The organism is Hyphomicrobium sp. GJ21, assembly GCF_001006785.1.
Lineage (GTDB): Bacteria > Pseudomonadota > Alphaproteobacteria > Rhizobiales > Hyphomicrobiaceae > Hyphomicrobium_B.
The window spans coordinates 869,248-888,992 of record NZ_CDHO01000003.1; the positions used below are offsets into that span (position 1 = coordinate 869,248).

The window sequence follows — 19,745 nt, forward strand, 5'->3', positions numbered from 1 at the left end:
CGCGACATCGCTCGGTCGCGGTGTCGCCCGAGACACAGCACGGCGCTCACGCTTGGAAAAAACAGCGGGCGCTTTTCAATGGGGGAACGCCCGGCGAACGAACGCCGGGCGTCACTATGACTTTACTGTGCAGTCAGGGAGGCGATACCGGAACGTCGCACGACCGGCGGCGGATTCCATTTGCCCGTCAGCGCATCGGATCTCGGAGCGTAAAGACGCATGGTCAGATTGAACGACCCTTTTGGTGCTGGAAGCCAGTTCGTTTCGTTCTCGGCGCCAGGACTTTCATTCTGAAAATAAAGATCGAGCGAACCATCGGGATTATACTTGAAAGGCATCCAACTGCTCACCGCAAAACGATTGAGGCTGTTGGCAACCTGGAACCCCTCGTCGTCATAGAGCGTGATGGACCAGAAGGCATTAACCGGTGGAAGCGCGGCCTTGTCGAAATGAATTGTATATTTGTTGGCGCCGTCGAGAGGCTTTCCCGTTTCGTCGGCAAGGTTCGCCGGATAAATCGCGTCCTCGGGCAGGTTCGCGCCGAGACCATATTGCGAAATGAGGGCGCGCTTCAGATAGTAATTACCATAGACCCCCATCGTATCCGTGTTCATCGACCAGCCGTTGGCCACACGCGCAAGCGTGGGGAGCTTCCATTTTAGGAGCTGCTGCGCTTCCTGCGGGACCGTTTCAAGCGTCTTCTGAATAGCAGGATCCAATGTCGTGATATCGAAGCTCTTGCCAGGCTCGATGCCAATCTGGCGCATCTGCGCGATGATCGGTTGATCGGTGATGTGCGGAGGATGCAGCTTCAGGAGTTCGGCGGCATACGCAAAGAATTTTCCGGCGGGCATTGCGTCGACGAGGGTCTTTGGCGGCGTTGTGACATCGACGCTTGAATCAATTTTAGCTTCAATAGGCGTCGGCGTTTTGCCCCATTCGGACAGCCGCGTGACCTTATATCCTGCCTGGATCTGGTGAACCGCATCGTAATCATCCGGACCATCCGTTTTCGTGCGGCCGATAATCCAGACATACGGCGTCGGCGCATCGATACGCTGAGCATCGTGAGGAAGTTCGCCGTTCGAACCGGTCTTCCAACCAGGCGGCACGATTACAAAGTTATGAGCTTGTGTTCCCGTCGTGCGCCAGCCAGGAGAGGCAAAGACGTCGGTCCACATGTCGAGCATTGGCAACAGATAGTATCGCCCATGCGTATCGGGCACCGAGACAACCACCGGCTCTTTCGTCAAGTCGAGCCACGCACTCGAATAAAGCGTATCGAAATTTGGCCGGACGACAGCCCGCATATCGGCGGTAGGATAGGCTCCTATATTGGCGAAGGTATTCGCCGGACCACCAATCGATCCTTTACCCGGTGCAGTGTTCGTCAGCTGCTTACGGGTCAGATCCATCGTCACGGGAGAATAGAAATACAGGTACGCATTGACGGCGATGTCGTGCGCTTCCTGCGGATTGATGGCCTGGGCGTTGACCGCCGTAGAGGAACCGACCGCTACGGCAAACGACCAACCTAAAATGATCGCGCTAACGACTGTGCCTTTTCTTGAGGATGGTTTTTCTGGCATCGTGCAGGCTCCTGCCCTCGCAATACCCCGCGCCAAAAACGCAGATTACGGAATTCCTACGATCGCGCCAGACCACATTACGCAAAGAAATCGTCAAATAATTCGGTTTTCAGACCTCAGCCGGTACAAATCTCTCCCGCTAACCATGCTCGCTCTTTCCGCGAGCAACTTATCCCCGCTCTCTCCCGCGCTCGCATACTCCGCTCGTCTCATCACGCTGACAAAGGGCATGAGCTCGTGCCGCGAGACCTGAGTGGTGAGAGCATGTGGGGCCGCGCGGAGAAATCGGTATGCCGCGGGTTTTCTGCTTGCCGCGCGCGGGCCTCTGAGGAGGCGGCGCGGTGAAACGCCGCTCGAAAAGGTGATGCGGCGGCGGATGGCGGGTTCGACGGCTCAGGGATCGCGATCGCTGCGATCCGCACTCATACGAGAGGCGCCGGACGCAAGGGCCGGAGCCGAGGCGGAGAGTTGACATGCACGGGGCGGCGCGGTCCGCATCCTTAATCCAAATGCAAAGAGCGAGGCCACGCCGTCCCGTCCCTTTGTTGATCGGCGCAACCGACTCCACTCCGTGGAGCCGGCCTGTTGCGCCGGACGCATTTCCTTCGTCATCGTCGACCGAGCGCGGCAGCGCCGCGTCGAAGGCCGAGGATCCAGCGCAAACCTCGTCGAAGACACACCATCGGCATTGCTGCCCGGCTCGACGAACGAGATTGGGCAATGCCAGATAAAATCGTCACGACCGCGAAGGCGGCCGTCTACGACAAAAGACCAATGGCTCGGGGTCCAAGACGTGGACGGCCGCCGCAGCTGCCATGACAAGGCGTGACTCTACCGACGTCGTGCATATGAAGGAAAAACCTCGACAAACCTCCCCCCATGCGCGACGAAGCAGCGAAATTTCCCTCTCGACCATCACCGGAACCCGAGCAGATGACCAAGACGCGCACCGAGACCGACACCTTTGGCCCGATTGAAGTTGCCGCCGACCGCTACTGGGGCGCGCAAGCCCAGCGCAGCCTCGGCAATTTCAAGATCGGCTGGGAGAGGCAGCCGGCCGCCATCGTCCGCGCGCTCGGCGTTGTTAAGCGCGCCGCCGCCGAAACCAACATGGCGCTCAACCGGCTCGATCCCAAAATCGGCGATGCTGTCGTGAAAGCCGCGCAAGAGGTGATGGACGGCAAGCTCGACGATCACTTCCCGCTCGTCGTCTGGCAGACCGGCTCCGGCACGCAGTCGAACATGAACGCCAACGAAGTCATCTCGAACCGCGCCATCGAAATGCTCGGCGGCGAGATGGGCTCGAAGAAGCCCGTGCATCCCAACGATCACGTCAACATGAGCCAGTCGTCGAACGACACCTACCCGACGGCGATGCACATCGCGTGCTCCGAGGAAGTCGTCCATCGCCTGGTTCCGGCGCTGCGCAAGCTGCATAAAGCGCTGCAGGACAAAGCCGAGGCGTGGTCGCACATCATCAAGATCGGCCGCACGCATACGCAGGACGCGACGCCCCTGACGCTCGGTCAGGAATTTTCCGGCTACGCACAGCAGGTCGAGAACGGCATCGCGCGCATTGAATCGACCCTGCCCGCACTCATGCAGCTCGCGCAGGGCGGAACCGCTGTCGGCACCGGATTGAACGCGCCGAAAGGTTTCGCCGAAAAAGTCGCCGAACGCGTCGCGGCCATCACCAAGCTGCCGTTCACTTCGGCGCCGAACAAGTTCGAGGCCCTCGCGGCCCACGACGCGATGGTCTTCTCGCACGGCGCCATCAACACCGTCGCCGTCTCGCTGTTCAAGATCGCCAACGACGTCCGCTTGCTCGGCTCCGGCCCGCGCTCAGGCCTTGGCGAACTGGCGCTTCCAGAAAACGAGCCCGGCTCCTCGATCATGCCCGGTAAGGTCAATCCGACACAGTGCGAAGCGCTGACCCAGGTCTGCGTGCAGGTGTTCGGCAACCAGGCGGCGCTGTCGTTCGCCGGAAGCCAAGGCCATTTTGAACTCAACGTCTATAATCCCGTCATGGCCTACAACTTCCTGCAGTCCGTACGCCTGATCGCCGACGCGGCAGTCTCCTTTACCGACAACTGCGTCGTCGGCATCGAACCGCGCGAGGACAACATCAAGGCCGGGCTCGAACGCTCGTTAATGCTTGTGACGGCGCTGGCTCCGAAAATCGGCTACGATAACGCCGCCAAGATCGCGAAGACCGCGCACAAGAAGGGCACGACGTTGCGCGACGAGGCCGTCGGCGGCGGCTACGTCACCGACAAGGAGTTCGACGAGATCGTGCGGCCCGAGAAGATGATCAGCCCCGACTGACATCGATCGGAGCATACGGACTAAAGCGAGCGTTTGACGCCTTCGCATTCCTGAACATAAAATGCATGAAGTTCAGAGTGCCGCTTTGGCACTCGAGGCGGAGTGCATTTTATGACCGCAGAGATTGTCAATCTCAACAAGGTCCGCAAAGCTCGCGAACGCGCCAACCGCGAACGCGACGCTCAGGAAAACCGGATCAAGTACGGACAGACGAAATCCGAGCGCAATCTGTTCGAGGCGCGCACGCGCAAATGGCAGGGCGATCTCGACGCATCGCGGCGCCAATCCGATGACGACGATGATACCGGGCCTAGCAACGCTTCCTGATGCGGCCTGAGAAACGTTCGTTTTCGATCCAGGGCCATCGCACGTCGATTTCGCTCGAAGCTGCGTTCTGGTCCGCCCTGAAGACCGCAGCCGCCGAAGACGGCCTGACGCTCGCGGGCCTGATCAACGCGATCGACAAAGACCGCGGCAACGCCGGATTATCGAGCGCGGTCCGCGTCTGGATTTTGAAGCGCCTCGAAATGCGCGCCGCCGCAAAATCCGCCGAATAGCGCTGTCGCTAAGTTTACGGGAAGCCGCCGAGCTGCTTCATCACTTCGTCGGACGACGTGCGCCGCTTTTCGCGCGGCCGCTGCGCCGGGCGCGTCGACGTTGTCGAGCGAACCGCCCCCGCGCCCTTGTTCGCAATCGGAAGTCCGGTCTCGGGATCGATCTGCCCGGCCGAGCTTTGCGCCGCGACGCCATCCGCTTCAGAGTCGGGAATGGGTTCGACCGTAATCGTTTGACCCTGCATGAATGTCGAAGACGTCGGCGCCGCGGAATTCGAGCTGCTCTGCGGGCCGGTTTGCGGCACGATGACAGGTGGACTGGACGTTGCGTCCGGTTGCGCGGAATTGCCACCGGACGGTCCGTTATCCTCGGTACCTGCGGACTGCGGTATGATGGGCGGCATCTCAGGAGGCTTCTTGGCCGCCTGCGCGCGCTGCGCTTCCAGCGCCTTGCGGCGCTCCTTTTCGAGCCGCACGCGTTCCTCGTCGAGGCGGCGCGAAAGCTCGAGTTCCTCGACGTTGCGTTCGACGAGCCGGACCGACAATTCGCGCTGGAGATCGCCGACATCGACGCTCGATTTGATGACCGCGAGATTGTCGAGCGGACCATCGTAAAGAACGATCGCGGGAGGCAACGGCCCCTTGGACTGCGCAGGTTTCCATCCTGGCAAAGCAATGTCAGGCCGAGCCAGCGGCTTGAGCACTGGCGCCACTTGCAGCGCGGCGCTGACCTTGAGCGTCGTGAGATCGGTGGACACCGTCGCCTCGAGTTTTCCATCCTTCGAGTCGAACGCCAGCGTTTCGAACTTCAACGACCCGTCTTCCAGCGCCATCGCAACCTCTCGGTTTCCGAGCGCCACTTCCGAAGTCGTGAGCGAAGTCAGGAAGGCCGTTGAAACAGGCCGCACGTCGTTCTGCATCTTGCCGCGAAGAACCGTATCGACGATCTCCGATAGCGCAGCCGGCGCCGGACCGTGCACCGTCGCATCTTCGATCGCCGCTCGGCCCTTGCCCGACAACACCGCGATCAAACCGGCGGGACTTTGCGCCGTCGCCTCGCCGGCGAGTTCGAATGTCGCCGTGCCCCGCCCCGTCGGGCTGAAAGACGAAAGTTTTGCCCGATCGAGCTTCAGATCACTGACGAGCTTCACGCCGTTCGAAGCCTTGTCGAGACTGATCTGGCCGGTGAGCTTGCCGCCGGCCGCCGCCGCTGAAAGATTGCTGACGCTGATTTTGCCGGGCGCGATCGAAAGTTTCATCTCGCCGTCACGCGTCGCGAGATCGCCGCCGAGCGACAGCGAACCGAAGCTCACGAGAATGTCGGCATCGCTGCCTTTCAAGGCGCCGAAATTGAAGACGCCGCTCGGCCACACGGAATGCCATTCCGATGCGGCTGCGCCGTTCGCCGTCGCGTCCGTATCGCCGCTTTCCGGTGGCAGCGAGGATTTGTCGGTCAGCGCGGCGACCAGAGCTTCGATGCCAACACGATCCGCACCGATTTTGCCTTCGATATGCCGGCGCCCATCGTCTCCGGCTTTCAGGTTGAGAAATGCCGTCACCGTCGACGTGCCGAGCATGAACTCTCGTGCCGCGATCGACCACGTGTCCTGGCCGCGCGCGATATCCAGCGTGCCATGCGTCGCGACTGTTGCCGATCCTGCTGGCAGCGAAAGCCCGGCAATTGCCAGCACGTCGGTCAGGTCGTCGGCTTTGACACCCGCCGCGCCGTTGAGCGCCAAGCTGGAGTTCTCCGGCCACGCTGCGTTGCCCGAGAATGCAAAATCGAGCCCTTTGCCGCGCACCTCGAACTGCGCTTTCGCGCCGCTAGCGAGCGTTCCGACGGAGATGAGCGACGCTTCCGCCGCCTCACTGTTCTCGGCCTCCGCCGTGCGCCGGTCCTGGGCGAGCATCGTCAGCAATGCTTCCAGCGACGGAGCCGCCACAGTCGCCTGCACCCGGCTCGGCGCTGTACGCCACGCACCGAAACCGCCGTCAAAATTCGCCGAACCAGCAAATCGCGACCCGTTCAGCGTGCCATCGAACGTCACGTCGCTGGCTTCGGCCGCACGACGCCCGAGGGTCACGAGACCGGCGAGCTTCGCAGTCTGCAGCCCTTTGAATCGCTCGTCACCGAACTGCAATGCCAAGCCTGTCCTGCGCACGAGATCGCTCATCGCATCCGGTGTCGGCGCAACGACGTCATAAGCCAGCGTTCCCACGGGGCCGCCGTCGGTCTTTTTCGCGCGCCCTTCGAGCGAAATTTGAAGGCCGCTCTCGGTGGTCATTTTGGCTGACGGCAGACGAATGTCCTTGCCTTCCGTTTCGACCGTCACGTCGACGTCACGATATTTGCTGCCGTGATCGATCAGGCGTCCCGCGATGAGGCGCAATCGCACGTCCTGAGTGTCGTCACTCGGCGCGGCTTCCTTGTCGGACGCCTGCGTCGAAAGCCCAAGCGTTTTACGCAGCGCGGCTTCGAGAGCGCTCGTCGTCTCGGGAAATATCTCTTTGGTATCGAGTTCCGCCGCCTGCAACGTCAGATCCGTGCGCGTGCGCGCGCCGTTGGAAATGGCGAGATCGCCGGAAAACGCGCGACCCGAAAGATCGCCGGACGCATCCGCGATGGCAAAGCGCGTCGCATCGATATCGACTTTGCCGCTGACCGAATACGGACCATCCGAGATGATATCGATCGGCACGCCGGACTTCCCGGCCCAGGCTTTAAGACGAGCGAGACTCGAACCTCCGACGAAGAGATCACCGGAAAAGCTGTGCTTGCCGTCCGCGCCCGTCTTCAGATCGCCCGCGAGATCGAGCCGCGATCCACCCGGCAGACTGATATTGAAATTCTTGACGCGCGTGACGTTGCCCGCGCGGTCGGCGTCGATATCGAGACCGCCTGCCGTCTCGCCGCCGATCTTCACCTGCTCGAGATTGATCTTCGTGCTCGCCGTGCTGTCGCCCGCAACGGACTGCATCAGCCCGATGCCGAGTTCTTTCAACTTCGCGAACGACGCGCTGCCTTGCCCGGCACCCGCCAGCCGGTCGATGTCCAGCCACTTGGACGCGAGCTTCAGATCGAGCCGCGCCGGCGACGCCCATGTCGCGACCGCCGAGCCTGTAATCATCTGCGGCTCGGCACCAGCATTGAGCGACAGCGTGATGTTGTCGAATTGAGCGGCCGACAAGTCGCCGGAGACATCCGCCTTGAGATCGAGAAGCGTTGCATCGTCCTTGCTCGCATCGGCGCGAGCGGATGCTTCGTAGACCGGCATCGTGACGGTTCCGGTCCACTCGCCTTTGAACGACGGCTTGTTCGCGAGATCGGAAATGTGACCGTTGAGAAGGTAGACGTCGGGGGAGCCCGTCGAGCGTGCGGAAATCTTGAGCCCGATCGAACCGTCGCGGGCCGGCGCCTCCGTCGCGAATGCAACGCCGTGCCCGGCGCCGAGCCACGACGCATTGCCTTTGAAGCGGAACGGCCCGGTCAAGCCTTCAGCCGAGAGTTCGCCATTGATGCTTTCGACATGCGCGATGCGCTCGGCCGTCGCGTTGTAGAGCGAAATAGTCCCCTCGCTCAGTCTGACCGATTTGAGCGCGAGTTCGCGCGGCACGAACGGAAGATCGGCTGATCGCAGCGTGATGTTCGACCAGTTGCCGCCGCCCGATTTGTCGGCGACGAGCGTCAGCACCGGCTTGCTGAGTTCAATCTCGCTCGCTTCCAGAACACCGCGCAGCAATGCCGAAGCGGAAAGCCACATCTTGAAGCTGTCGGCCCGGACAAAAGGCTCGCCGGTCTGGCCTGTGACGTTCGCGATGCGCACCTTGTCGAACTGAACGTAAGGCGCAGGCAGAAAGCGCAGGTTGACTGCGCCGCCGACGCGCACATCCCGGCCGAGAACTTTGGAAGCTTCTTCCTCGAACACGCCGCGATAGCCGTTCCAGTCGACGAACGACGGCACCGCGAAGAGCGCGGAAAGCACAAGGACGAGAAGCCCGGCGAAAAATAGAAGCCCGTTGTTCATGAACGTCTCTTGGCGCCCTTGCGGGACGAATGCTGGGCACCCCTGGCGATCCGATTGAAATACACGCCGCCGTGAGCATCTATATGGCACGGAGCAGCGTTACTCTGAACTCGAAATTTGGCTTCATTCCAGGTGTTTGAGCAATTTGTGATCGATTCGCCGTTTGCTGTGACCGCAGCGCGCGTCACCGGGACGCGCCGGTTGTAGGATCAGCCTCGGTGGTTTAGGTCAATCCGCATGACTTCGACTCGCAAGCCGAACGCCGGCGACGGCCCGGACTTTCCGGCTGATGATGATCCGCCGTTCGATCTGCCGCAAGCGCCTGCGTCCGCCAACGCTCCAGCCCGACCGGACAATCGCACCGAGGAAATCCAATCGATTTCGGCGCGCGCGATCCGGGCTGCGCGCGGCGCACCGACATATCTCGATGGCCTCAATCCTGAGCAGCGCGAAGCGGTTGAGACGACGGAAGGTCCGCTGCTCGTGCTAGCCGGTGCGGGCACGGGAAAAACCCGCGTGCTAACGACACGCATCGCGCACATCCTGGCGACCGGAAAAGCTTATCCATCGCAGATCCTTGCCGTCACGTTCACGAACAAAGCCGCCCGCGAAATGCGCGACCGCATCGGCGGTCTGATCGGCGGCACGCTCGAAGGCATGTCGTGGCTCGGCACGTTCCATTCGATCGGCGTCAAGATCTTGCGCCGCCACGCAGAACTTGTCGGCCTGAAATCCGGTTTCACGATTCTCGATGACGACGATCAGGTCCGGTTGCTGAAGCAGGTTATCGAGGCGGCGCGTCTCGATAAGGACCGCTGGCCCGCCCGCCAGCTGGCCGGTCTGATCGACAGTTGGAAAAACCGCGGCCTGACGCCCGACAAAGTCCCGGACGGAGAATCGTTCTCGTTCGCAGCAGGCAAGGGCGCCGCCCTCTATGCCGCCTACCAGGCGCGTCTCAAGGATCTCAACGCCTGCGATTTTGGCGATCTTCTGCTCGAATGCATTCGGCTCTTCCGCGAGCACCCGGACGTGCTCGCCGACTACCATCGCCGCTTCCGCTACATCCTCGTCGACGAGTATCAGGACACCAACGTCGCGCAGTACCTGTGGCTGCGGCTCCTGGCGCAAGGCTGCCCGAATGTCTGCTGCGTCGGCGACGACGATCAGTCGATCTACGGCTGGCGCGGCGCCGAGGTCGACAACATCCTGCGGTTTGAAAAGGACTTCCCCGGCGCGAAAGTCATCCGCCTCGAACGCAACTATCGCTCGACGGCGAACATTCTCGCCGCCGCCTCGGGCCTGATCGCCAAGAATGCCGGCCGTCTCGGCAAAACGCTTTTCACTGACGGTTCTGCAGGTTCAAAAATCGGCGTCGCGAACTTCTGGGACGATGAAGCCGAGGCGCGCGCCATCGGCGAAGACATCGAACAGTTTCAGCGCGCCCAGGAAAAGCTGAACGACATCGCGGTTCTCGTGCGGGCGTCATCTCAGATGCGCGCCATCGAAGACCGTTTCATTACGCTCGGCCTGCCGTATCGAGTCATCGGCGGTCCGCGCTTCTACGAACGGCAGGAAATCAAGGACGCGATTGCCTACTTCGACGTGATCGCCAACTCATCCAACGATTTGAAGTTCGAACGCATCGTCAACGTGCCGAAACGCGGCCTTGGCGACACGAGCATCAAGCGCATCCATGAACTCGCACGCGCGCAAGGCGTGCCGCTTTATCAAGCCGCCCGCGAGATCGTGGAAACGGATGAGCTTTCGAACAAGGCCCGAAAATCGCTCGGCGACCTGATGCAGGCGTTCGAACGCTGGCGCGGCAACCTCGATCACATGCGCCACACCGATCTTGCCGAGCTTGTCCTCGACGAGTCCGGCTACACCGCGATGTGGCAGGCCGACAAAAGCCCGCAAGCTCAAACGCGCCTGGAAAACCTTAAGGAACTCGTGCGTTTCATGCACGACTTCGAAACGCTGCAAGGCTTCCTCGAGCACGTCTCTCTGGTCATGGACGCGGATCAGGGCAGCGACGGCGATCGCGTTTCGCTGATGACGCTGCACGCAGCCAAGGGTCTCGAATTCGGTATCGTCTTCCTGCCCGGTTGGGAGGAAGGACTTTTCCCGCACCAGCGGTCGCTCGACGAAAGCGGCAAAGCCGGCCTCGAAGAAGAGCGCCGCTTGGCCTACGTCGGGCTGACCCGCGCGCGCCGCCGCGCCAAGATCTCGTTCGCACAGAACCGGCGCACGCACGGCCTCTATCAATCCGCAATGCCGTCGCGATTTGTCGACGAGCTTCCCCCGGCAACCGTCGACGTGATCGAAAGCGAGATGCCCTACGGCGGCCGGGCGACCTACGGCTACGGCAATCCGTTCGGTCCGAGCCGTTTCGACCGCGCGAGCGGCTCCGAACCCTTCGGCTCCAATTATAAGACACCGGGCTGGCAACGGGCTCAGCAGTCCTGGAGCAGCGGGCGCGATACGAAAAAACGGGCGCGCACCCCGATTACGCTCGAAGGTGAACTGGTTGCGGCCTCGACGGCCAACGCCCCGAATTTTCGTAATGGAAGCCGCGTTCGCCATGAGAAATTCGGCGACGGCACCGTCACGCTGGTCGACGGAAACAAGCTGACGATCAACTTTGATGACGGCTCGATCAAGCGCGTCGTCGCTAGTTTCGTTGACCTTATATAACTGAATTATAACAGCAAAATACTCAAACCCGATCTAATTTTCGCCGCAGGTTTCTTTTTCTTGCCGTATTCTTGTGCCACAGTATAACAGCTCGTTGAGCTGTGGGGGTTCATCAGCAATTGACCGTTGTTTTGTCGCCGCACTCTGCCTGCGGCGGTCAAAGGTTAGTTTGTCTGCGTATAATCCACGAGGTGAAACGCGCGGGCGTGCAACCGAAATGGGGAATCTTTGTTTGGGAGGGTAGAGTCCTTGAGAGGAGCTATCCATGAGCACTTACCGCTTTCCGTTGAGAGGTAAGATTGGCGTCATTCGCGGACTTAGCGAACAACTCGCCCTGCGCCTTGGCGTAGTGAAGCGAGGGCAAGCCAAGTCCAACGCCGCGACGATGGTTGTGCAAGACATCGTCCCGCTAACCGATGAGCAGATTAGAAATCTGCCGGTTGCGCATCGCTGCTCGGCTTAAGGCGTCGTCCCGCGCCTTTGCCAACGTTCTGCGTTGAAGCAAAATCCCAGGCCATTCAAACGGCGCCGCTCTGATGGCGCCGTTTTCATATCCCGGATGTTTGATCCTGCTTAGCCAACCTATTTGGCGAACTCAGGCCGCCTCGACCGTCACGCCTTTCAGCAGATCCCACGCCGCATTGATCTGCTTGATTCGCTCCTCGCGATGCCGCCGGTCAGGCTCGCTCCGCGCATGATCAGGGTGCCACGACATGCGAAGCGCATCGACGACCTTCTTCACCGCGACAGGCGGAGCTTCGGGATTGAGCCCGAGAATGCGGTAGGCATCGAAAATCGTCGAAGGAACATCGGCAACACGCGATGTCGCGGCTTCGTCTTTCCGCGTCGTCCCCTGCACGATCCGTGTGATCCGATCGAGATCCTTCAGCATGGCGCGCAGCACAGAACTGGCGCGCTTTTCGCCCATTTGATCGGCCCGCCGTGAAACGTCGGCGACACGGCTCCGCAGAGCATCGAGTTCGGTCTGCAGAACATCGCGCAAAAGCAGATCGGTAGGCAGCGACGCAATGAGAAGCTCCGTTTCGACGACGCGCGCGTGAACGGCATCCAGAAGTCTGGCGACCCCATCCGTGCCGCTGCTCCTTGGCGCATCGGCCGCCGATCGCTCAAAAACACCGGCAAAGCTTCGCTGAAGCGCCCCAGCCATGCCGGTGAATTTCCGTCCTGCCGAACGCCATAGCGGCTCGGGTGACGCCTCGGAAAATTGCGCCGACCGGGCAAAATCATAGGAGAGGGGCATCCGGCGGCGCGCCATGAACAGACATGCCGCCATCAGCGAAATGAGCAACGTCGAGATCACGCCGGCGACCTTGAATGCGCCGCCGCTCGCAGACGCCTGCATGACCGGATCGATCACCGTCACCCAGTGCGGTTCGTCGTCGTGAGCGATGGAACTCGTCTCCACCACGCTGTCCGCCGAGAGCGCTCGCGTCTCGACCTTCGGAAGGCGCGTCGTCCGGCCGAACCCCGGAAGAACGAAACGTGCCTTGAACCGGCTGACGGGAGCGAAGCCCGGCGGCAAACGTGCCGGAAGATCGACGCCGGCGGCGCGCCCTGCGGCAGCGACCTTACTCCAGGCGATCTTCTGTCCCCCGCAGTCGATGGTGAATTTATGGACCATCATCGTTTCGCAGCTTCCCGCTGCCGCCGACCGGCAAGCCGAGAAGGGCATGTCTTCGCGAGGTCCGATAATCTCATAGGTTGTAGGCTCGGCAGCCGTCAGATGCGGCGTGCCCCTGTCGATGGCGCATGCGTAGGGCATGACGAGGTCGTCAGCGCCTGCGGGCAACACAGCTGCAACAGTTGCGATAACCAGAAGTAGTACTCGTAACGCCCCCATACGCGGCCCCCAAGAAGCACCCCTCGATACGTCCCGCTTAGCCATGATCCTAGCGTAACGCGGGCGCCACTGTGGCGATTACGAAAGTTATGAACTGTTTTCCTACATCGGCAGCTTGTGCTCTATTCGGGATCAAGGCAGGCGGGAGTCGCTAGCGCTGCAAAAAAGCCGCTTCGACGCTGGATCGGTCATCTTTGCGCGCAGATGATTTGCGACTTCTCGACAAGCATTGCCGTATCGCTAAGAGGTAAGGACCGGGCGAGGGGTGAGTTCGCCCGATAACGGGAAGACGACGGGAGTTGCGTTGAATGTCGGCAGAAATGACGAATGGCCGTCTGTATCAAAAGCAGGGACTGTTCCAGCGCCTTTATGATCTGACAGACCTCGACGCCAGACCCGCGCCGGTCAGCGAAGGACAAGAGTCCAGGCCGGCCCATGACGTTCTCGAAGCTGACGACAAGCGCAAACGCGAACGCTTCATTCCCGTCACGAGATTTGCGCTGCTGGATCGCCTGACGTTGCCGTACCTGTGGCCCGCGGGCCAGGCCGCCGATGCGCGCCGCTTTTTCCGTTACCTCGACTATTGGCGCCAGCAGCAATATTTCGCGCTGCTCCTCGATCTCGAGCAGACCTACGAAACGTTCTCGCCCGACAGCGACCTGCTGATGACGCGCAGCTTTTCGGATGACGATCGCGACGTGCTCAAACACCGTGTGTTCGAAGGCGTGGAAAGCCTTCTGCAGCGCGCCAACTACGAGCGCATCGATCCGACCGACGTCGAGATGATCTTGACGCGCGACAGCCATTACGGCCTCGACCTGAACGTCGACATGAAGGCGTTCGAACGCATCGTGATTTATTATCGCGGCGCATCCAACCAGAAATACGAACGCCGCAGCATTCGGAAATTCCTGCGCAAGGAAGAATTCGACGTTCCGATCTTCCAGCGCCTCTTCATCATGTTCAAGCTGAAGCCGTTTGACATGCGCGTGGAAGAAGTGATGCGCGAAAAGGGATGCAACCGTGCTAGCGCCGAAAAGGCCGTGCAGCGCGCGCGCAACCACATGCCACCGGGCATCTCCGACAAGAACATCTATCTCAAACTCTTCAAGAACATCCCTCGCACCGACGTCGAGATGATTTTCCCGAATACGGAAGTGCGCTTCCGCTCGTTGGACAAGCTGCGCCTTGGCGTGACAGCCGGCGGCGGTCTCGGCATGGGCGCATTCGGAGCGGCTGGAAAAATCGCGCTTCTCGCGAGCAATCCAATTGCTGCTGCCGGAGCACTCGCAGGCCTTGGCGGCATCGCGGCCCGACAGGCTATGGGGTTCTTCAATCAGAAGCAGCGCTATATGGTCGTGATGGCGCAGAACCTTTACTTCCACACGATGGCCGACAACCGCGGCGTCATTCTCAAGATCGCCGCGCGCGGCGCCGAGGAAGACCTGAAGGAAGAAATGCTTCTCTACAGCGTGCTCGCGAAGGAAAAGTCGACGCGCGCCGACCTTCCGTCCATCGATCTGGCCATCGAATCTTATTTAACGCGGACATTCGGCATCAAAGTTGATTTTGAAATCGACGACGCGCTGGACCGCCTGATCCGCGACGGCATCGTCGTCGAAAAAGCCGACGGAACATTTGTCACATTGCCGCCGGCCCAGGCCGCGAAACACATCGACGAGAAATGGGACCAGTTCCTCGACTATCTTCCAGATCCAATTCCTTCCGAGGGTTATGAGTTCGAAGGAAGGAACCCACCCTCGGCGGCTTGAAATCCATGACGATCAAAAAATTCGCGGCCGACTTCACCGATCGCGCGCAAGCCTACGCGACCGGCAATGCCCTTCAGGATTTTCTCGAGCCCCCGCCCGACGCCCTGACCGTATTCGAGAACGGTCCGGACCGCTGGCGCGTTGAAGCCTATTTCGACATGGCTCAAGGCCCGCGCGATATCGCAAGTGAGTTGGCCGGGTTCATTCCCGAACCGTTGCCGGCGTTCACCACCGAAGACGTCCCGGATTTGAACTGGGTCGCGATCTCGCAAGCAGCACTTCCGCCCGTCCGGGCAGGACGCTTCACGATCCACGGCAGCCACGATCGCGACCGGGTCGCGCGCGGACCCAACACGATTTTGATCGACGCAGGCGAAGCGTTCGGCACAGCCCACCATGCAACGACGCTCGGCTGCCTGCTGGCGATCGACCGCCTGGTGCGATCGCACACATTTGGTCCCGTCCTCGACCTTGGCTGCGGATCGGGCGTGCTCGCGATCGCCGTGGCCAAGTCGCTCCCGCACGCCCGCATCGTCGCCGCCGACATGGACGCGCAGTCCGTCAAGGTTGCAGCTGAAAACGTCCGCCTCAATGGCGTCGCCCGGCAGATCAAGGTCACGCAGGCGAGCGCCACGACACATCCTGACATCCGCAGCCGCGCACCGTTCGATCTCCTGATCGCGAACATTCTCGCGGGACCTCTGATCCGACTGGCGCCGAGCCTTTCTCGCGCCGTCGCGCAAGGCGGAACGCTCGTGCTGTCCGGAATCCTCATTCCGCAGGCGCCGGAAGTAATCGCCAGCTATCTGGCACAGGGCTTCGCGCTGCTTCGCCACGACCGCATCACCGGCTGGTCGACGCTGACGTTCGCCCGCCGTTAAATCGCCGTTGCCCGCGCCACGACAGCCGCCTAGAACCGTCGTCATGTTTCAGACATTCCAAACGCAGTCCGGACCCGATCACGTCGCGGAACGCACCAAGGCGCTTCGCGCGCTGATGACCAAGGCGAAGCTCGACGCCGTGCTTGTGCCGCGCGCCGATTGCCATCAGGGAGAATACGTTCCCGCCTGCGCCGAGCGCTTGCAATGGCTGACGGGATTTTCAGGCTCCGCCGGCCTTGCGATCGTGACGAAGAAGTCCGCCCTGCTGTTGATCGACGGCCGCTACACCGTGCAGGCGAAGGCTGAAACCGACACGGACGTATTCGAAGTCTCGCTCCTGCCCCGCGCGCGAGTGTCGGAATGGCTTCTTGGCGCCCTCGGTAAGAACCAGACGATCGGCTTCGATCCCTGGAACCACACGGCAGGCGAGATTGCACGCCTTAAGGCAGCCCTTGCGCCGAAAAAAATCAAGCTCAAACCGCTGTCGAAAAATCCGATCGACACGCTCTGGGGAAAAGCGCGGCCGAAACCTCCGGCCAACCCGGTCATCGCGCAGCCGTTGACGCTCGCAGGCCGCGCGGCATCGGACAAGCTCGCCGACATTCAGGCGCGCCTCAAAACGGACGGCCAGCACGCTGCAATTCTTACGTTGCCGGATTCGATCTGCTGGTTGTTCAACATTCGCGGCAGCGACGTCGCGCACAATCCCGTCGTCCTCGCATTCGCCATCGTGCCCGCAACCGGCAAGGCCGAACTCTATATCGATCCGCAGCGACTGGATGCCGAGACCCGCGCGCATGTCGCGCCGGTCGCAAAACTGCTGCCGCCGAAAGCGATGGCCGAACGCATCGCCGCGCTCAAGGCGCAAGGAAAGAAAATCCGCCTCGATCCGGAGACCGCAAGCTTCTGGTTCGAAATGAAGCTCGGCGCCGCTGCAATCTCGCGCGGACAAGATCCCTGCATCTTGCCGAAGGCGATCAAATCGGAAGCCGAAATCGCCGGAACGCGCGCCGCTCATATCCGCGACGGCTATGCGATGGCGCGCTTCCTTGCCTGGCTCGACGACAATGCAACGAGCGGCACGCTCGACGAGATCACCGCCGTCCGCCAGCTCGAAGCGTTTCGCCGCGAGACGAATATGCTGCGCGAAATCAGCTTCCCGACGATCTCGGGCTCCGGACCGAACGGCGCCATCGTGCACTACCGCGTCACCGATGCGACCAATCGCAAGATCGAGCCGAACGAGCTATTCCTGATCGACAGCGGCGCGCAATATCAGGACGGAACCACCGATATCACGCGCACGGTTGCCATCGGCAAACCGACCGACGACATGAAGCGCCACTTCACCGCCGTCCTTAAAGGCAACATCGCGATCGCGACGGCGCGCTTTCCGAAAGGCACGCGCGGAATCGACCTCGATCCCTTTGCACGCCGCGCGCTATGGGCGATCGGCGAAGACTTCGACCACGGCACCGGCCACGGCATCGGAAGCTATCTCTCCGTCCACGAAGGCCCGCAGTCGATTTCACGCGCGGGCATGGTCGCGTTGCAGCCGGGCATGCTGATTTCAAATGAGCCCGGCTTCTACAAAGTCGGCGCCTACGGCATCCGCATCGAAAACGTCGTGCTCGTCACTCCCCCGGAACAGATCGGCGAAGGCGAACGGCCGATGATGGGGCTGGAAACGATCACGCTGGCGCCGATCGATCGCCGCCTGATCGCCGTCGATATGCTGGATAAAGACGAACGCGACTGGATCAATGCCTATCACCGGCGCGTCTTCGAGACGTTGGCTCTCGGGCTCGATCGCGCGACGCGCGACTGGCTCGAACAAGCGACGCTTCCGATCTGATCTTCTCGCAACCGCGCGTCCGAGCCTTTAAGCTTTCCCGATCAGCTCCAGCCATCCGTCCTCGTCGAGGACTGTGACGCCAAGCGCACGCGCGTTATCGAGTTTCGATCCGGCTTCCGCGCCAGCAACGACGTAGTCTGTTTTCTTCGAGACGGAACCCGACACCTTCGCGCCCAAACGCTCCGCCTGCGCCTTCGCCTCGTTGCGCGTCAGCTTGGTCAGCGTGCCGGTGAAAACCACCGTCTTGCCCGTCACCGGCGAGGAGACCTGCACGCGATTGAACGCCGTGACGTTCACTTCCTTCAGCAGCGCGTGGAGCTGCTCCTGATTGTGCTGCTCGCTGAAAAAGTCGATCAACGCATCGACGACCGTCTCACCGATGCCTTCGATGTTGTCGATATCCTGATAGGCTTCGCTGCCCTTGCCGCCTTGGATGGCCGCATCGACAGCCGCACGCAACGCTTCGAACGTCCCGTATGCCTTGGCGAGATCCTTCGCCGTCGTCTCGCCGATGTGACGGATGCCGAGCGCGAACAGAAAGCGATCGAGCGGCACGGTCCTCCGCGCATTGATCGCCGCGAACAGCTTGTTGACGGAAGTCTCCTTGAAGCCGCGAACCTTCGTCAGCGGCTCGTCGGATTTTTGATCGCGCTTCTCGAGCGTGAAAATATCAGCCGCCGATTTGATGCGTCCGGTCTCGAAGAAAAACTCGATCTTCTCGCCGCCAAGCCCTTCGATATCGAAAGCGTTGCGCGAAACGAAATGTTTCAGACGCTCTTTGAGCTGCGCGCCGCAAACGAGGCCGCCCGTGCAACGGCGAACAACGTCCGCTGCGTTTCCCTCTTCATCGGACTCGCGCACCGCGTGGCTGCCGCATATCGGACAAACCACGGGAAATTTATAAGGCGTGGCGTCCTTCGGCCGCTTGTCGAGCACGACCTCGACGATCTGCGGAATGACGTCGCCCGCGCGCTGCACGACGACCGTATCGCCTTCGCGAATGTCCTTGCGCGCGATCTCGTCTTCGTTATGCAGCGTCGCGTTCGAGACGACGACGCCGCCGACGGTCACCGGCTCCAGTTTCGCGACCGGCGTCAGCGCACCCGTGCGGCCGACCTGAATATCGATCTTGTTGAGAACCGTCGTCGCCCGTTCGGCCGCAAATTTATGCGCGATCGCCCAACGCGGCGAGCGCGACACGAACCCGAGCCGCTCTTGATAGTCGAGGCGGTTGACCTTGTAGACAACGCCGTCGATGTCGTAGTCGAGCTTGGCGCGCTTGCTCTCGATCCCGCGATAATAATCGAGAAGTTCATCCGGGCTTCGCGTGATCTCCATCAGCGGATTGACCGGCAGCCCCCAAGACTTGAACGCGGCGACGACGCCGCGCTGCGTGTCTGATGGAAGCTTCGAAGCCGCACCCCACGCATACGCAAAGAACCGCAACGGCCGCTGCGCCGTGATCGACGAATCCAATTGCCGCAACGATCCAGCCGCGGCGTTGCGTGGGTTGGCGAAAACCTTGCCGCCACTCCCAGCCTGCGCCGCGTTGAGCTTCTCAAAATCCTTGTGCCCGAGATAAATCTCGCCACGGATATCGATAACGTCCGGAACATCGGCGCCGTCGAGAAGGTGCGGGAGGTCCTTGATCGTCTTGACGTTGGCCGTGACGTTCTCGCCCTCGGCGCCGTCTCCGCGCGTCGCAGCCTGCACGAGCCGGCCGCCTTCGTAGCGGATCGAAATCGAAAGTCCGTCGATCTTCGGCTCCGCCGTGATTTCGAGTTCATCGCTCTCGCCGAGATTGAGAAAGCGGCGAACGCGCTGCACGAAATCGACGACGTCCTGATCGTCGAAGGCATTGCCGAGCGACAGCATCGGCACGTCGTGCGCGATCTTGCCGAATGCCGCGACTGGCGCGGAACCGACCTTCTCACTCGGACTTTCGGCACGCTTCAGCTCAGGATGCGCGTCTTCCAGGGCGGTGAGACGGCGGCGCAATGCATCGTAGTCGGCATCCGAAATTTCCGGCGCATCGTTACGGTAATAGAGCTCATCGTGGCGCTCAATTTCCGCCGACAACCGGGCGATTTCGTCTTCAACGCTTGTCGCGCCCGGAGAAGCCGGACGCGCAGATCCAGAAGAGCGCTTTTGCGTTTTCTTAGCCATCGCCGCCTGGGAATATACTGCGG

Annotated in this window: 12 protein-coding genes; 8 read left to right on the top strand and 4 right to left on the bottom strand. The window is 61.2% G+C overall.

The genetic code is table 11. The features are described 5' to 3' along the window. Nucleotides 1-122: 122 nt before the first annotated feature. On the bottom strand, nt 123-1,589 hold the full coding sequence (locus HYPGJ_RS12475; protein WP_046847443.1) for a DUF1254 domain-containing protein: 1,467 nt from the start codon (nt 1,587-1,589) through the stop codon (nt 123-125). A 933-nt stretch (nt 1,590-2,522) separates the two neighbouring features. Between HYPGJ_RS12475 and fumC the strand changes: the two genes are divergently transcribed. From fumC to HYPGJ_RS12490, 3 genes are all read left to right on the top strand, one after another. Continuing rightward, nucleotides 2,523-3,914 carry a class II fumarate hydratase gene (gene fumC / locus HYPGJ_RS12480; RefSeq protein ID WP_046847444.1) on the top strand — a complete coding sequence of 464 codons (1,392 nt, stop codon included), beginning with the start codon at nt 2,523-2,525 and terminating at the stop codon, nt 3,912-3,914. Between the two features lie 111 nt (nt 3,915-4,025). After that, the gene (locus tag HYPGJ_RS12485; RefSeq protein ID WP_046847445.1) at nt 4,026-4,241 is read left to right on the top strand and encodes a DUF4169 family protein; all 216 of its coding nucleotides are present in this window, start codon (nt 4,026-4,028) and stop codon (nt 4,239-4,241) included. Further along, nucleotides 4,241-4,471, top strand: coding sequence for a ribbon-helix-helix domain-containing protein (locus tag HYPGJ_RS12490; RefSeq protein WP_046847446.1), 231 nt, complete (start codon nt 4,241-4,243; stop codon nt 4,469-4,471). Before HYPGJ_RS12485 ends, HYPGJ_RS12490 begins: the two co-directional genes overlap by 1 nt. A gap of 14 nt (nt 4,472-4,485) precedes the next feature. Here the strand turns inward: HYPGJ_RS12490 and HYPGJ_RS12495 are convergent, their stop codons facing one another. Further along, nucleotides 4,486-8,493: an AsmA family protein gene (locus tag HYPGJ_RS12495; protein ID WP_046847447.1), complete on the bottom strand. Its 4,008-nt coding sequence runs from the start codon at nt 8,491-8,493 to the stop codon at nt 4,486-4,488. 237 nt (nt 8,494-8,730) lie between these two features. On the opposite strand from HYPGJ_RS12495, the gene HYPGJ_RS12500 reads away from it, so the two are divergent. Together HYPGJ_RS12500 and HYPGJ_RS12505 are read left to right on the top strand one after the other, a co-directional pair. Continuing rightward, the gene (locus tag HYPGJ_RS12500) at nt 8,731-11,187 is read left to right on the top strand and encodes a UvrD-helicase domain-containing protein (RefSeq protein WP_046847448.1); all 2,457 of its coding nucleotides are present in this window, start codon (nt 8,731-8,733) and stop codon (nt 11,185-11,187) included. Between the two features lie 265 nt (nt 11,188-11,452). Beyond that, a complete protein-coding gene (locus HYPGJ_RS12505) occupies nt 11,453-11,650 on the top strand; it encodes a hypothetical protein (RefSeq protein ID WP_046847449.1) in 198 nt (65 codons plus the stop codon). Nucleotides 11,651-11,782: 132 nt separating this feature from the next. Here the strand turns inward: HYPGJ_RS12505 and HYPGJ_RS12510 are convergent, their stop codons facing one another. Continuing rightward, nucleotides 11,783-12,970: a J domain-containing protein gene (locus tag HYPGJ_RS12510; RefSeq protein WP_244466113.1), complete on the bottom strand. Its 1,188-nt coding sequence runs from the start codon at nt 12,968-12,970 to the stop codon at nt 11,783-11,785. 386 nt (nt 12,971-13,356) lie between these two features. Here HYPGJ_RS12510 and HYPGJ_RS12515 point away from each other — a divergent pair, with 386 nt between their 5' ends. From HYPGJ_RS12515 to HYPGJ_RS12525, 3 genes are read left to right on the top strand one after another with little or no spacing between them, the layout of a single operon-like run. After that, entirely contained in the window at nt 13,357-14,820 is a 1,464-nt protein-coding gene (locus HYPGJ_RS12515) for a DUF3754 domain-containing protein (protein ID WP_046847451.1), read from the top strand. 5 nt (nt 14,821-14,825) lie between these two features. Continuing rightward, on the top strand, nt 14,826-15,701 hold the full coding sequence (locus HYPGJ_RS12520; protein WP_046847452.1) for a 50S ribosomal protein L11 methyltransferase: 876 nt from the start codon (nt 14,826-14,828) through the stop codon (nt 15,699-15,701). Nucleotides 15,702-15,744: 43 nt separating this feature from the next. After that, the gene (locus tag HYPGJ_RS12525; protein WP_046847453.1) at nt 15,745-17,556 is read left to right on the top strand and encodes an aminopeptidase P family protein; all 1,812 of its coding nucleotides are present in this window, start codon (nt 15,745-15,747) and stop codon (nt 17,554-17,556) included. Nucleotides 17,557-17,583: 27 nt separating this feature from the next. Here HYPGJ_RS12525 and ligA read toward each other — a convergent pair whose 3' ends face one another. Further along, nucleotides 17,584-19,722: an NAD-dependent DNA ligase LigA gene (gene ligA / locus HYPGJ_RS12530; protein WP_046847454.1), complete on the bottom strand. Its 2,139-nt coding sequence runs from the start codon at nt 19,720-19,722 to the stop codon at nt 17,584-17,586. Nucleotides 19,723-19,745 lie beyond the last annotated feature (23 nt).